The organism is Pseudomonas sp. NPDC090755 (assembly GCF_044769005.1).
Lineage (GTDB): Bacteria > Pseudomonadota > Gammaproteobacteria > Pseudomonadales > Pseudomonadaceae > Aquipseudomonas.
The window spans coordinates 94,859-109,609 of record NZ_JBIVXC010000008.1 but is presented as its reverse complement, the minus strand read 5'-3'; the positions used below and the strand labels follow the sequence as shown (position 1 = coordinate 109,609).

At 64.8% G+C, this 14,751-nt stretch carries 11 protein-coding genes; 9 read left to right on the top strand and 2 right to left on the bottom strand.

Features of this window, described 5'->3' with window-relative positions:
• The first annotated feature begins 8 nt into the window (after positions 1–8).
• Entirely contained in the window at positions 9–1,295 is a 1,287-nt protein-coding gene (gene kdsB / locus ACIQUS_RS14165) for a 3-deoxy-manno-octulosonate cytidylyltransferase (protein WP_403047924.1), read from the top strand.
• A 62-nt stretch (positions 1,296–1,357) separates the two neighbouring features.
• Here the strand turns inward: kdsB and ACIQUS_RS14160 are convergent, their stop codons facing one another.
• Positions 1,358–2,290, bottom strand: a complete 933-nt coding sequence (locus ACIQUS_RS14160) for an SIS domain-containing protein (RefSeq protein ID WP_403047922.1) — start codon at positions 2,288–2,290, stop codon at positions 1,358–1,360.
• A 247-nt stretch (positions 2,291–2,537) separates the two neighbouring features.
• Between ACIQUS_RS14160 and ACIQUS_RS14155 the strand changes: the two genes are divergently transcribed.
• The 8 genes from ACIQUS_RS14155 to ACIQUS_RS14120 all read left to right on the top strand — a co-directional run bounded on the left by ACIQUS_RS14155 (position 2,538) and on the right by ACIQUS_RS14120 (position 13,071).
• A complete protein-coding gene (locus tag ACIQUS_RS14155; protein ID WP_403047920.1) occupies positions 2,538–3,572 on the top strand; it encodes a phosphotransferase in 1,035 nt (344 codons plus the stop codon).
• 179 nt (positions 3,573–3,751) lie between these two features.
• Positions 3,752–5,773 (top strand): capsular polysaccharide biosynthesis protein, encoded by a 2,022-nt coding sequence (locus tag ACIQUS_RS14150; protein ID WP_403047918.1) that lies wholly within the window; start codon positions 3,752–3,754, stop codon positions 5,771–5,773.
• Positions 5,713–7,029 (top strand): capsule biosynthesis protein, encoded by a 1,317-nt coding sequence (locus ACIQUS_RS14145; RefSeq protein WP_403047916.1) that lies wholly within the window; start codon positions 5,713–5,715, stop codon positions 7,027–7,029. The genes ACIQUS_RS14150 and ACIQUS_RS14145 overlap by 61 nt, the downstream gene beginning before the upstream one ends.
• Positions 7,026–7,802 carry an SDR family NAD(P)-dependent oxidoreductase gene (locus tag ACIQUS_RS14140; RefSeq protein ID WP_403047914.1) on the top strand — a complete coding sequence of 259 codons (777 nt, stop codon included), beginning with the start codon at positions 7,026–7,028 and terminating at the stop codon, positions 7,800–7,802. The genes ACIQUS_RS14145 and ACIQUS_RS14140 overlap by 4 nt, the downstream gene beginning before the upstream one ends.
• The gene (locus ACIQUS_RS14135; protein ID WP_403047912.1) at positions 7,795–9,318 is read left to right on the top strand and encodes an LTA synthase family protein; all 1,524 of its coding nucleotides are present in this window, start codon (positions 7,795–7,797) and stop codon (positions 9,316–9,318) included. Before ACIQUS_RS14140 ends, ACIQUS_RS14135 begins: the two co-directional genes overlap by 8 nt.
• Before the next feature lie 4 nt (positions 9,319–9,322).
• On the top strand, positions 9,323–9,901 hold the full coding sequence (locus ACIQUS_RS14130; protein ID WP_403047910.1) for a GNAT family N-acetyltransferase: 579 nt from the start codon (positions 9,323–9,325) through the stop codon (positions 9,899–9,901).
• Positions 9,898–12,024, top strand: a complete 2,127-nt coding sequence (locus ACIQUS_RS14125; RefSeq protein ID WP_403047908.1) for a capsular polysaccharide biosynthesis protein — start codon at positions 9,898–9,900, stop codon at positions 12,022–12,024. The genes ACIQUS_RS14130 and ACIQUS_RS14125 overlap by 4 nt, the downstream gene beginning before the upstream one ends.
• A 3-nt stretch (positions 12,025–12,027) precedes the next feature.
• Positions 12,028–13,071 carry a phytanoyl-CoA dioxygenase family protein gene (locus tag ACIQUS_RS14120; RefSeq protein ID WP_403047906.1) on the top strand — a complete coding sequence of 348 codons (1,044 nt, stop codon included), beginning with the start codon at positions 12,028–12,030 and terminating at the stop codon, positions 13,069–13,071.
• Between the two features lie 319 nt (positions 13,072–13,390).
• Here the strand turns inward: ACIQUS_RS14120 and ACIQUS_RS14115 are convergent, their stop codons facing one another.
• On the bottom strand, positions 13,391–14,740 hold the full coding sequence (locus ACIQUS_RS14115; RefSeq protein ID WP_403047904.1) for an aminotransferase class I/II-fold pyridoxal phosphate-dependent enzyme: 1,350 nt from the start codon (positions 14,738–14,740) through the stop codon (positions 13,391–13,393).
• Positions 14,741–14,751: the final 11 nt, after the last annotated feature.

Genomic DNA, 14,751 nt, shown 5'->3' with positions numbered 1-14,751 from the left:
TTGTGAAGATGGCAAGCACAGAACAACGGGTTGCGATCGTCATTCCGGCCCGCTACGGCTCCACCCGCCTGCCGGGCAAGCCACTGGCCGACATTGCCGGCAAGCCAATGGTGCAGCACGTGTACGAGCGTGCCCTGCAAGTCGCCAACGCCCAGGTGGTGGTGATCGCTACCGATGACGAGCGCGTTGCCCAGGCCGTACGCGGTTTCGGCGGCGAATGCGTGATGACCTCGCCGGATCATCCGTCCGGCACCGACCGCCTGGCGGAAGTCATGGCCCAGGTCGAGGCGGACATCTACATCAACCTGCAAGGCGACGAGCCGCTGGTGCGCCCGGCAGACATCGAGGCCCTGGCCGCCGGCATGCTCGCCGACGCCAGCGTGAAGGTCGGCACCTTGTGCCACCCGATCGACAGCCACGAAGCCGGCAACCCCAACACGGTGAAAGTGGTGTTGGGCAACAACGGCAACGCGCTGTACTTCAGCCGCTCGCCGATCCCCTACCCACGCGATGGCGAGGTGGCCCACTACCTCAAGCACGTGGGCGTATACGGTTATCGTCGCGAAGTGCTGGCCGACTACAGCAGCCTGCCGCAACCGATGCTCGAGCATGCAGAAAAACTTGAGCAACTGCGCTTGATGGCCGCCGGTTACTGCATTCGCGCCTATCAGGTGGAGCCAACCGGCCCGGGCGTGGATACACCCGAGTGCCTGGAGCAGGTGCGCGCCCTGATGAGCGGCCAGGCCCCTGCCCCGCAGCCGACGCTGAAGGACATTCGCCTGGTTATCACCGATGTCGATGGCGTATTGACCGACGGCGGCATCTACTACGACGCCAGCGGTGAATGCCTGAAACGCTTCCACGTCCGCGACGGTATGGGCATGCGCCTGCTGGAAGAAAACGGTGTGCGCGTTGCCGTGCTGTCGGGTCGCGATTCGGCCACCTTGCGCAAGCGCGTGGCCGACCTGGGCATCACCCTCTGCCAGTTCGGCGTCAAGGACAAGCAGGCCGCCTGCAACCAGCTGATGGCCGAAGCCGGGGTCAGCGCCGCGCAAACGGCCTGCATCGGTGACGACTGCATCGACCTGCCGGCGTTCGCGGCCTGCGCGCAGTCATTCGCGGTAGCGGATGCGCCGGTGTATGTCAAAGCAGCAGCCACCCATGTGCTCAATGCTGCTGGCGGTACTGGCGCCTTCCGTGAAGTGGCAGATGCCATCCTGTTTGCTCAGGGCAAGGAGGCGGTACTGGGCACCGCGGCCGGTTATGCGCAGGTCATGGCCAAGATGGCGCAGTAAACTTGCATGAAAAAACGGGGCCGTTGTAAGGCCCCGTTATTTTTCATGCACAGGCAGGTGAATCAGTCGAAAATCTCGACCACACCCACAACCGCATTGTCCTGATTGGTCACGGCCAGGGCACGGATCTTGTTGTCGAGCATGTAGGCTTCAGCTTCCGACAACTGGGCATCGGCCTTGATGGTGTGCGGGTTGGCAGTCATGAACTGGGCGACGGTCGCGTGAATGATGCCTTCGTCCTCCAACAGGGCGCGGCGCAGGTCGCCGTCGGTGACGATACCGACCAGCTTGTCCTGGTCCATGACCACGGTCAGGCCCATGCGGCTCTGGGTCATGACCAGCAGGCAGTCGTGGAAGCTGGTGGCCGGGGTCACGACCGGTGCCGGCGAGTGCATGACATCGCTGACGCGGGTCAGCAGTTTGCGGCCCAGGCTGCCGCCGGGGTGGTAGCGGGCGAAGTCCATCGGCTTGAACTGGATGGCTTCGATCAGGGCTACTGCCAGGGCATCGCCCATGGCCATGGTGGCCAGGGTCGAGGTGGTCGGTGCCAGGTTGTTCGGGCACACTTCGCGCTCGACCGAGATGTCCAGCCAGATGTCGGCATGCTTGGCCAGGGTCGACTTGCCATTGCCGGTCATGGCGATGATCTTGTTGCCGAAGGACTTCAGGCTCGGAATCAGCTTGATCAGCTCTTCGGTCTCACCGCTGTAGCTGATCAGGATCAGCACATCGATGGGCTTGAGCATGCCCAGGTCGCCGTGGAAGGCTTCGGCCGGGTGCAGGAAGAAACTTGGGGTGCCGGTGGAGGCGAAGGTGGCCACCATTTTTTGCCCGATCAGGCCGGACTTGCCCATGCCGCACACCACGGTGCGGCCCTGGCAGCCGAGGATGAGTTCGACGGCCTGCTGGAATTCGCCATTCAGGCGGTCAGACAGCTGGGTGACAGCCTGGGCCTGAGCGATCAGGGCTTCTTTGGCAATAGCGAGGTGATTCATCGTTTGACATTCGTCCTTGAAAAAACAGCGTGATAATCGAGGGCGAATTTTAAGGTTTTTGCAACATTTAGCAAAGTCGCTTTGCCTTTGGAGTGGCAGTTCAAGCGCATTTTTCGCACCCACCCCGTCAACCACGGCCATCGGCATAAACTTTTCGTTGTACCGCCGAGCTGTATGACGCAGCATATTGTTACCGAAACCGCTACAAATCGGACGTACGGCACTTGCCTAAGTTGAAGTTATGAACATGGATCTACACCCCCTGCAAGGCTGCAGAACACTTTACCGCTGGCAACACGGTCACCTGGAAGACCACCTTCGCGCCTTGTTGCCTCATTGGGGCGACAAACCCCTGGCCATCACCAGCCAGGACCTGAACGCCAACGCTTCGTTCGTCAATTATGTGCGCCACCATCGACTGCTCGACCCCAGCACCGGGGAGCCATTCGAGCTGGTGGAGAAATCCATTCGCAAGCTGGGCTTCATCGGCAGCCAGGAAGCACGTTTTCACCGCATCCAGGACATGCTGCTGGGCAGCGAGCAGTTTCACTACCCGGCGTGCCTGGGCGTCGTCGAAACCCCTTGGGAAAGCCTGATTTTCACAGAGTTCGTACGCGGCAAGCCGCCACGCATGCAGGCCATTGCCAAGCAGTTGGCGCTCGGCATTGCCGAACAGGAAGACCGTAGCCACCGCTACTTGCACAGCCAGCCCTGGCACAAGGCCGCGCTGTTCTGGAGCATGGACTTCTTCCGACCCTGGTTCCTGCTACGCCCGCGTTTCAACTATGCCCGCTGCCTGCCTGAGTTGCAGCGCCTGGCAGACAGCGATGAGCGCTTCACCGGTCTGGCCGAGGCTTTCAAGGGGTTCGAGCCGCTACTGACCCGGCTGGCATCGGCCGCCCGCCAAAGCCCGCGCTGCATCAGCCACATGGATTACCTGCGCAAGAACCTGTTCGTCGACAATGGCCGGTTGCAGTTGATCGACTGGAGCGAAGTCAAGGTCGGTCGGGTGGGGTTCGACGGTGGCGCTTATCTGGGCAGCCTGTTCCGGCGCAAGGACATGCCGGTGTTCCTCGCTGCCCAGGCACAGTTCCTGGAAGCCTATCGGGCTGCCCTGCCTGCGCATTTCGACCCGGATGAGGCGCTGCGCAACCTGAACTACATGTTCCTGCTCACGGCGCTGTTCCATTGCCTGCGTCCGGAGACCATCGGCGAGTACCAGGAAAAGCAACGCATGCCGCTGCTTCGGCAGAAGTACGACTACCTGCTCGGCTTGCTCTGAAGCGGGCACAACAACCGAGCGTAGGAAATATCTGATCTGACGCACATATTTATCCACAAATTCAGCCGGCCAATTGTTAATATGTGTGGATCTTTGCGCGCCAACTTTTTCCATCGGCATGTTCCACAGGAGCCGCCTTGGCGCAGTCACGCACTTAAACGGATTTTCGCTTCTCGTTCATGGATGATGTTGCTCCTCGCCCGCGTTTGCTGATCCTCTCCAAAGGCGCTCAACGCATAGCCACCCTGCCCTCGCTGCTGCCCGATTTCGCGCTGCACAACGGCACTGTGCGCGATGTGAACGACGCCGACTGGGTGATGGCCTGGGGACGCAAGCCCAGCGCAATCAAGGCCATGGCCGAGGCCGCCAGCAGCCAGCGACCAATCCTGACCCTCGAGGACGGCTTCCTGCGCTCCGTGGGCCTGGGCGCCGATGACCCGCCGCTGTCGCTGATCGTCGATGATGTCGGTATTTACTACGACGCCAGTGCGCCGTCGCGCCTGGAGCAGTTGATTGCCACACCGCTGACCGCCAGCGAAAGCGAACGCGCCCTGGCGCTGCAACAGTTGTGGCAACAACAGCGGGTCTCCAAGTACAACGACGCACGCATCGAAGCACTGGAGCTGCCCGCCGACTGTGTGCTGGTGGCCGACCAGACCTGCGCCGACGCCTCGCTGCAAGGCGCCGGCCCCGCCGATTTCAAGGCCATGCTCGATGCCGCCCTGGCGCGCTATCCCACCAGCACCGTGCTGCTCAAGGTCCACCCGGACGTAGTGGCGGGCCGCAAGCGCGGGCATTTCGACCTGGCGGCGCTGGCGGGTCATCCACGGGTGCAGGTGCTGGCCCGCAATGTTCATCCGGCCGAGCTGCTGCCACGCATGCGCGCTGTCCATGTGATGACCTCGCAGTTGGGCTTCGATGCGCTGTTGTGGAATGTACCGGTGCACACCTGGGGCATGCCGTTCTATGCCGGCTGGGGCCTGACCGATGACCGCCTGCCGCCACCTTCGCGGCGTCAGCCGGCAAGCCTTGCACAGTTGATCCATGCCAGCCTGGTGCGCTATCCACGCTATGTCTGCCCCGAGCGCGGCCAGCCTTGCGAGCCGGAAGTACTGATGCACTGGCTCGGCCTGCAGCGTCGCCATCGCAGTGCCCTGCCGGGCGCCGTCCAGATGCTGGGCTTCAGCCGCTGGAAGGAACCACTGGTCAAGCTGTTCTTCGACGGCAGCGCCATCCACTTCGTCAAACCCGAGCAACCACTGAGCCAGGGCCTGCCCGTGGTGTCCTGGGGCTGCAAGCACGATGCGCAGCTGGCGGCCCATTCGCAAACGATCAATCGAGTCGAGGATGGCTTCCTGCGCTCGGTCGGTCTTGGTGCAGGCAAGGCACGTCCGCTTTCCTGGGTGGTCGATGACCTCGGCATCTATTACGACGCCACACGCACCTCGCGCCTGGAACGCATCCTGCTCACCGCCCCCTTCGACCAGGCGCTGCTGGACCGGGCCCGGGCCCTGCGCCTGGCGATCTGCCGCGCCGGCCTGACCAAGTACAACCTGCCCGGCAGCAGCTGGCAGCGACCGCCCCAGGCGCAACGGGTGATCCTGGTCACCGGCCAGGTGGAAGATGACGCCTCGATCCGCTTCGGCGCCCATCGCATTCACAGCAACCTGCAATTGCTCCAGGCCGTGCGTGAGCGCAACCCGGATGCCTGGCTGCTGTACAAGCCGCACCCGGAGGTGCTGGCCGGCACCCGCGCGCAAGGCGCCGACGAAGCACAGACCGTGCAGTGGTGCGACGAAATCATCGGCGACAGCCCCTTCCAGCAGCTGCTGGAGAGCGTCGACGAGGTCCATGTACTGACTTCCCAATCTGGCTTTGAAGCCTTGTTGCGCGGCGTTCCTGTGACCACCTACGGCCAGCCGTTCTATGCCGGCTGGGGCCTGACCCGCGACCTTGACCTGCACTCGCACGTTCAGGCCAGGCGCTCACGGACACTGTGCCTGGATCAACTGGTGGCAGGCACCTTGCTGTTGTACCCGACCTACGTCAGCCGCATCACCAATCGCTTTACCACGGCTGAACAGACCCTTTACGAATTACAGAATTGGCACGCGTTACCGCAGTCAGGAGCAACATCCAGATGGCAGGACTTGATAGAGCGCTTGAGCAGTTTGTTGGGCATCCGTCGCCCGAAAAACTGACAGCGCGGGCACCGGAATGCCCTCTTCCACCCTGCGGCCGCAACAGTTTTCTGTTCTTGCAGGGGGTCAGCTCGCCGTTCTTCGACCGGCTGGCCAAAGCCCTGCGCGCGCGCGATCAACGTGTGCACCGGATCAATTTCAACGTCGGTGACGTGCTGTACAGCTCGGGGACTCGCAGCCTCTTTTCGGCGCGTGCGCACGAGCTGGAAGACTTCTATCGCCAGCGCTTCAACGACCTCGGCATCACCGATGTCGTGCTGTTCGGCGACTGCCGCCCGGTGCATCGCCCTGCCGTGACTCTGGCCCGGCAACTGGGCATTCGCGTGCATGTATTCGAAGAGGGCTATTTCCGCCCTTATTGGATCACGCTGGAACGTGACGGCGTCAACAACAACTCCCTGTTGCCCCGTGACCCGGCCTGGTACCGCGAAGTCGGCAAGCACATCGAGCGCTATGGCAATGGCACGCCGTTCAAACTGTCCTTCGCTGCCCGCGCCGCCCATGATGTGCTTTATCACAGCGGCGGCGCACTGAACACACTGTGCTTCCCGCATTACCGCACCCATGCACCCTATAGCGCAGCCAAGGAGTACGCAGGTTTCATCCGCCAGGGCGTGCGCCTGCTGCTGGCCGCGCGTCGCGACGATGCCCTGGTGGCCGAAGTGGCACGGGAGAAGCGCCCGGCCTTCCTGCTGCCGCTGCAACTGGACAGCGATTCGCAGATCAAGGATCACTCGCCCTTCGCCAACATGTTCGAAGTCATCGACCATGTCATCGCCTCGTTCGCCGCCCATGCACCGACCTCGGCGCGGCTGCTGGTGAAGAACCATCCGCTGAGCCCGGGCCTGGTGAACTACAAGCGCATTACCCAGGCACTGGCGCAGCAGTACGGGGTCAGCGACCGGGTCGATTATCTCGCCAGCGGGCACATGCCGACGCTGCTTTCGCACATTGCCGGGATGATCACGGTCAACAGCACCGCCGGAGCCTCGGCATTGCTGCACAAGCGTCCGACCTTCACCCTGGCCGAGCCGATCTACGCCATGCCCGGGCTGACCCACCAAGGCAGCCTCGACGATTTCTGGCAGCATCCGCAAGCCCCGGACATGGGCCTGTTCCATCATTTTCGCAACACCGTCATCCACACCACCCAAGTCAATGGCGGCTTCTATACCCGCTGCGGCATCGACATGGCCGTGAACAATTGCCTGGACGTATTGCTGGCAAAAAAATCAAGAATCGAAAACTACCTATGACCCACCGTTCTACGCCCCGCTGCATCCTCATCACCGGCGCCACCGGCGGTATCGGCGGCGCCCTGGCGCCCGCCTACGCGGCTCCCGGGGTGACCTTGATCCTGCAGGGCCGGCGCCTCGAGCGCCTGGAAGAGATGGCCAGCGAATGCCGCGCCCTTGGCGCCCGGGTGCTGCTCGAAGCACTGGACGTGCGTGACCTGGAGGCCTTGCGGGCGATGGTCCGCCGGGTCAGCGAGGCCGAGCAACCGGACCTGGTGCTGGTCGGTGCCGGGCTCAATACGGCGGTGGGCAGCAATGGCGAGCCGGAGTGCTGGGACGACAGTCGCGCCCTGCTGGACGTCAACGTCACTGCGGCGCTGGCCACGGTCGACGCGGCGCTGCCGGCCATGCGCGCCCGCGGCGAAGGCCAGATCGCCCTGTTCAGCTCGCTGGCCGGCTGGCGCGGCCTGCCGGTGACACCCACCTACAGCGCCAGCAAGGCGGCGATCCGCGTCTACGGCGAGGCGATGCGTGACTGGCTGGCACCCCAGGGGGTGAAGCTCAACGTGATCGTGCCCGGCTATGTCGAGTCGAAAATGTGCTTCGAAATGCCCGGCCCCAAACCCTTCCTGTGGACTGCCGAAAAAGCCGCCCGACGCATCAAGCGCGGCTTGGCAGCCAACCAGGCGCGCATCAGCTTCCCCTTCCCGCTGAACCTTGGCACCTGGTTGCTGGGGGTGATTCCACAACGTCTTTCTTCGTTCATCCTGCGTGGTCTGAATTACAGTGAGTGAATTGTCCATCCTCCAGGTCGGTGTGTTCGGCCTGCTGCTCACCGTGCTGATCGAACGCTTGCTGGTCCCCCGCCCGGCGCTGCGCCGCCCCTTGAGTTGCTGGTGGCTGCACGCCGGCGCCTGGTGCGTCAGCCTGGCGTTGCTGTACGGGCTGACCGCACGCCCGCTGTTCAGCGGCGTCAATGTGCTGCTGGTGTGGCTGCTGATCGTGATGGTCAGCAATGCCAAGTACCATTCGTTGCGCGAGCCGTTCGTGTGTGCCGACTTCGAGTACTTCAGCGATGCGGTGCGCTTTCCGCGCCTGTACCTGCCGTTCTTCGGCTTCGGCAAGGCGGCGGTACTGGCGGCCGGGTTCGTCGCCTACCTGTGGGCCGGGCTGAGTTTCGAGCTGCCGGCTGCCAGCGCGCGCCTCGATGCGTTGTGGCTGGGCCTGGCCGGCATGCTGCTGTTGAAGCTCGGCCATCGCCGCGACACCCCAAGCTTCGATGCCGCGGCCGATATCCGTCGCTGGGGGCTGGCTGCCAGCCTGTGGCGTTACTTCTGGGCTGCCCGTGCCAAGGTCGATCGCAGCGCGCTGGGCTCGCCCTTCGCCGCACCCGCGGCAACCCCGTTGGGTGAGCCCCTGCCCGACCTGGTATCGGTACAGAGCGAATCGTTCTTCGATGTGCGCGACCTGTGGCCCGGGGTCAGGCGCGACGTTCTCGGCGAGTACGACCGCCTGGCCGGCGAAGCCCTGGCCCGGGGCAAGCTGCAGGTAGCCGCCTGGGGCGCCAACACGGTCCGTACCGAATTCGCCTACCTCACCGGCATCCCGGGCGAGCGCCTCGGCGTGCACCGTTTCAATCCCTATCGGGTCCTGGCGCGCCAGGGTTTGCCAAGCATTGCCGCGCACCTCAAGTCCCTGGGCTATCGCACGATCTGCATCCACCCTTACGACGGCAGTTTCTATGGTCGGAACAAAGTGCTGCCGGCACTGGGGTTCGATGAATTCATCGATGTGCGCAGTTTCAACGCCGGGCAAAAAGCCGGACCGTTCATTGGCGATTGCGCCGTGGCCGACAAGATCGGCGAACTGCTTAAGGACCCGGCCCGCCAGCAGCCACTGTTCATCCATGCGGTGACCATGGAAAACCACGGCCCGCTGCACCTGGAACAGGTGGAAACGGACGAGCTGCCCACCTGGTTCGACCGCCCGCTGCTGGCCGGCATGGACGACCTGGCCCCCTACCTGCGCCATATCGCCAACGCCGACTGCATGCTGGGCAAGCTGCGCGCTACCTTGCTCGACCATCCTCGCGAGGCGCTGCTGTGTTTCTTTGGCGACCATGTTCCTATCCTGCCCGATGTCTACCAGGCCATCGGTGCGCCGGCCGGCGATACCGACTACCTGATCTGGTCGAACCGTCGCAAGCAGGATGCCCGTCCTTGCCCGCTGCGGGTCGAGGCCTTGTCCAGCCATCTGCTGAGCTGCGCCACGGACCTGCGCACGCCCGCCGCCGTCGCCGGGGTAGCCTGATACCGTGCTGAAGATCGTGCTCGGCTCGAGCCTGGCGCCGGAACGCACTGCCGACCCTGCGCTGTCGCGCGTGGTGACCCAGGGCCGCGGCTCGCTGGCTTTCATCCTCGGCGACACCGCCTGTCGCCAGCGCCTGCTGGGCAACAGCATTCACTGGGACCGGGTACTGCTGGCCTTCGAGGAGGACCAGGCGCTGGGCTATGTCGCCTTCAAGCATCACCTGCGCGGCCCCTTCGCCCTGCGTGCACAACCCTTCGTCGAGGAGTTCGGCCGGTTCCAGGGCTGGCTGCGCTTTGCCGCGTTCTGCCTGAGCGAGTACCGCGAGTGGCGATATTCGTTCCTGTTGTACGGGCTGCGGGTGAACAAGAGCGCGCGCAACAAGGGCGTCGGTTCGGCCCTGGTGCAGGCCTGCTGCGCCCATGCCGCACAGGACGGCTTCAAGGACGTGTACCTGGAAGTACCGCTGGACAATCAGCGCGCCCGCGACCTGTACCTGCACAATGGTTTTCGTCTGCTGCGCAAGCGCTGGGTGCCCTTCCCGCCCGTGCGCAGCATGCACCGGCGAGCGGAGCCTGCGCTGTGAACCACCGCGACGCACCTGCGATCGACCTGCAACCCCTGGTACCCGGCCCGGGCTGGATCGGCATCATGTCCCAGTGGGTGGCGTGGAAGGTCCTGCACCTGCCGCAGTTCCTCCAGCCCGAAGGCCAGCCGTTCTGGTTGTGGCGACGCGGGCGCAAGGCGCCGGCGGGCCTGAAAGCGATTGCCGGGATCGGCTACAAGGATTCCTCGGCGCCAGCCCGGGTGTTGTGCCAACGGTGGGGCCTGCCCTATATCGCCATCGAGGACGGCTTTCTGCGCTCTTCGTCGCTGGGTGTGGAAGGCGACACGCCGATGTCGCTGGTGATCGATCCGGTGGGCATTCATTACCTGGCCGATCGCCCTTCGCTACTGGAAAACATCCTGCAGGATCCGGACGCTCTCAGCCCCGGCGAGCTGGACCACGCCCGCCAGCTGATCGCCCTGATGCGCAGCAGCGGCATCGGCAAGTACAACAACGTGCCGGACCTGTCCGCCGACGACCCACTGGGTCGCGAGCGGCCGCTGGTGCTGGTGGTGGACCAGACCGCCGGCGACTACTCGATTCCCGGTGGCGGCCTGTGTGAAGCCGACTACGTGCGCATGCTCGATGCGGCCCTGGCGGAAAACCCGGACGCCGAGGTGCGGGTGCGCATTCACCCCGACTGCGTCGGTGGGCACAAACCCAGTTGCCTGCTGGCGGCGGCCACCGCCCGTGGCGTCACCCTGGAGTCGCGGCCGGTGTCCTGGGCTTCTCTGGCCCGGCGGGCGCGCCGGGTCTATATCGGCACCAGCCAGGCCGGTCTCGAAGCCCTGATCCAGGGCGTGCCGGTCACCTGTTTCGGCCTGCCGTTCTATGCCGGCTGGGGCCTGACCGACGACCGCATGCCGATTCCCAGGCGCCAAGGGCGACCGGACCTGGTGCAACTGGTGGCCGCGGCCTACCTGCGCTACTGCCGCTACGTCGACCCACTGACCGGCCAACTCACCGACGCCCTCACCGTGGCCCGGCAACTGGCGAACAAGAAAGCCCGCGATACCGAGTTCGCCGGTCCCATCACCGTGCTGGGGGTCAAGCGTCACAAGCAGCACAATATCCGCCGCTTCTTCAGCAGCCGCTGGGGCCGTCTGGACTTCGCCGTGGACAGCCCGGCGCTGCTGAGCAAAGTCGCCGCCAAGGGTGGCAAGGTGCTGGTCTGGGCCGCCCGCGAACCGGCCGACCTCAAGGACCGCGCCGCCGCCCTGAAGGTGCCGCTGTGGCGGGTTGAAGATGGCTTCCTGCGCTCCAACGGCCTGGGCGCCCTGAACGCGCCGGCCCTGTCGCTGGTGCTCGACCGCCACGGCATGCACTTCGACGCCAGCACCGCCAGCGACCTGGAGCGCCTGTTGGAACAGGCGCCATTCGATGCCGCCACCCTGGCCGAAGCCGCCGCGCTGCGCCAGCGGGTCGTGGCCCTGGGTGTGAGCAAGTACAACCTCAAGAGCGATGCCGCCAGCCAAGTGACCGCCCGCCCCGGCCAGCGCCGGATCCTGGTGCCCGGCCAGGTCGAGGACGACGCCTCGCTGCGTTTGAGCGTCGGCGCCCTGCACGACAACCTCGAACTGCTCGCCCAGGTACGCGCCAGCGCCCCGGACGCCTGGATCGTCTACAAGCCCCACCCGGATGTCGAGGCTGGCAAGCGCCAGGGCTCGGTCACCGACGACAGGCTGCTGGCGCTGGCCGACCAGGTGCTGCCCGGTGCCGACATCGCCCGCCTGTACGACCAGGTCGACGAAGTCCATACCCTCAGTTCCACCTCGGGTTTCGAAGCCTTGCTACGCGGCCTGACCGTGGTCACCTATGGCACGCCCTTCTATGCCGGTTGGGGCTTGACCCGCGACCACCACCCCTTGCCGCGCCGTACCCGGCGCCTGACCCTGGACCAGTTGGTAGCCGGCGCCCTGTTGCGCTATGCGCGCTATGCCGACCCCCAGCAAGCCTTGCCCTGCGATGCCTGGCATGCCTTGTCATGCTTGTCTGCCTCTGGCCCGCAGCGCCTGGTGCACCATCCGCGCCTGTTGCCGCTGCGCAATTACACCCGGACCATGCTCGGCCACGCTCGGGCAACGCTCCCTCTGAAGGATTAGACCATGCCTGCATCATTGAAGGATCTGGGCCGTTATGCGGCATTGCCCTGGCACTGCCTGCAGTTGCTGACGCACGCCAAGTCATTCGAGAACAACCCGGTCATCGGCAGCGCCCGGCTCAACGCCCTGGGCCTGCACGTACAACGTCGCCAGCTGGCCATGGCCATGGCCAACCTGCGCCGCCGGGCGCTGGCGCCACGGATAGACGCCACGGAACTGGCGAGTTTCGAGGAACAGGGCTTTTTCGTCCGCAAGAACGCCCTGCCCGCTGAACAGTTCGCCGCCCTGCGTGCCGAGTTGGGTGAACTGCGCAGCCGCGGCTGGGAGATGCGCCAGGGCAAGGCGGTGACCCGGCGCGTCAGCCTCGACCAGGATGTACTGGAGCACAACCCGGCCAGCGCCGCCTTCGTCGCCGACCAGGGCGTGCGCGACCTGATCGCCTATGCCTCGTCCAACACCGGCGGCATCACCTACCAGTTGCAATCGATCGTGATCGATGAGGCCACTGCCGAGCAGGACCCACAGACCCGCCTGCATGCCGACACCTTCCACCCGACCGCCAAGGCCTGGCTGTTCCTCGATGACGTGGCGGACGACCAGGGCCCATTCAGCTATGTGCCCGGCTCCCATCGCCTGACACCGCAGCGCCTGGCCTGGGAATATCAACAGAGCCTGGGCGCGGCGCGCTCGACGGAGCAGATGCACCGTGAAGGTTCATTCCGGATTCATGAAGAGCAACTGGCCGGGCTGGGCCTGCCGGCACCCCGGCGTTTCGCGGTACCGGCCAACACCCTGGTGGTGGCCGACACGTCGGGCTTCCATGCCCGCTGCCCGAGCCTGAACCCCAGCCATCGGGTGGAAATCTACGCCAGCCTGCGGCGCAATCCGTTCATCCCGTGGCGAGGTGCCCACCTGTTCGCCCTGCCCTGGATCGCCAATCATCACATGCGTTGGGACATCCGCCTCAAGCGCCTGATGGGCTTCGACAAACGCAGCCACTGGCGTTTCATCGACCGGCTCAACGCCTACGAAAAGCCCTGGATCTGACCAAAGCGCCACTATGGTGTAGCCGCTGCCGCCAGGCGGCGATCGGCCGTGAAACGGCCGTAAAATCTGGCGGCTGCGTGCGTCAGAAGGAACAAGGTGTGCTGATGGCGACTGCTCTGCAGTCGATCGCAGCCTCGTTCCTCGGCAGCGGCTACAGGGAATTGGCGTTCAGTGGCCATCGCCGGCGTTGCCGGCTCCCACAAGGGTTCGGTATCCACCGTCCCCTGTGGGAGCTGGCGAAGCCTGCGATCGACTGCGTGGTGACGGGCAAGACGGTATCCACACCGATGGACGCCGCCTCCCACGAAGACAGTTGTTTCTACAACCTCGCCATTTCTTCGGCGACGATGGCCACGGTGCGGGTGATCTGCGCTTCGGTGTGCTCGCAGGACACGAAGAAACGCACGCGCGCCGCGTGCTCCGGCACCGCCGGGTAGAGGATCGGCTGGGCATTGATGCCGCGCTCGAACAGCGCACTGGACAGACGCCCGGCCTTGAACGAACTGCCGGTGATCACCGGAATCACGGCCAGCCCGGTGCTGGTGGCGGTGTCCAGGCCGGCCGCCCTGGCCAGGCGCAGGAACAGTTCACCACGGGCCTGCAGGGTCTGCACCCGTGCCTGGTCATGGGCCATGCACTGCAAGGCCGCCAGCGCCGAGGCGGTCACCGCAGGCGGCATGCCGACACTGTAGAGAAAGCCCGGCGCAAGGAACTTCAGGTGCTCGATCAGCGCCGTGTTGCCGGCGATGTAGCCACCGCAACTGGCCAGGGTCTTGCTCAAGGTGCCCATCCAGATGTCCACATCGTCGCCGGCCAGGGCGAAATGCTCGCGGATGCCTTTGCCGGTGGCGCCCATCACGCCCAGCGAGTGTGCCTCGTCGACCATCAGGAAGACCTTGTGCTTGCGCTTGAGCTCGACGAAGCGCGGCAGGTCCGGGTAGTCGCCGTCCATGCTGTAGATACCCTCTACCACCACCAGCACCCGCTCGAAGTGCTGGCGCTGCTCGCCAAGGATACGGTCCAGCGCCTGCCAGTCGTTGTGGGCAAAGCTCAGGCGCCGTGCACCGGACAACTGGATGCCCTGCAGCACGCTGTTGTGAATCAGTTCGTCATGCAGCACCAGGTCGCGCGGGCCGAACAGGTAGCCAATGGTGGTGACGTTGGTGGCATGGCCGCTGACCAGCACCACCGCATCGTCGACCTCGTACAGGTCGGCCAGGGCGCGCTCCAGTTCACGGTGCAACGGACGGTCACCGGAGACCGGGCGGCTGGCCGACACCGAAGTGCCGTAGCGATCGATCGCCGCCTTGGCCGCTTCGGCCACCTGCGGGTGGCCGGAGTAACCCAGGTAGTTGTAGCTGGCGAAGTTGAGATACTCGCGCTCGCCAATCCGGGTCTCGGCACCCGCCGTACCCTGGTGCAAACGAAAGAACGGGTTGGCCAGGCCCAGGCGTGCGGCGCCCTGCTGCATCACCCGCAACTGCTGGTAACCGGGGTGCTGGTCGAAGCGATAGAAGGCTTCCGGCACCTTGAGCGACGCCTGTTGCACTTGCTCCAGGGTGGCGCCGCCGGCCGAGTCGCCCGCCTCGCTACGACGGCGTTGCAAGGCTTGTTCGATCAGCCGTTGCTTGATGCCGGCATTCAGGCCGGAGGGCGTTTTTGCAGTCATTGCAGATTCAC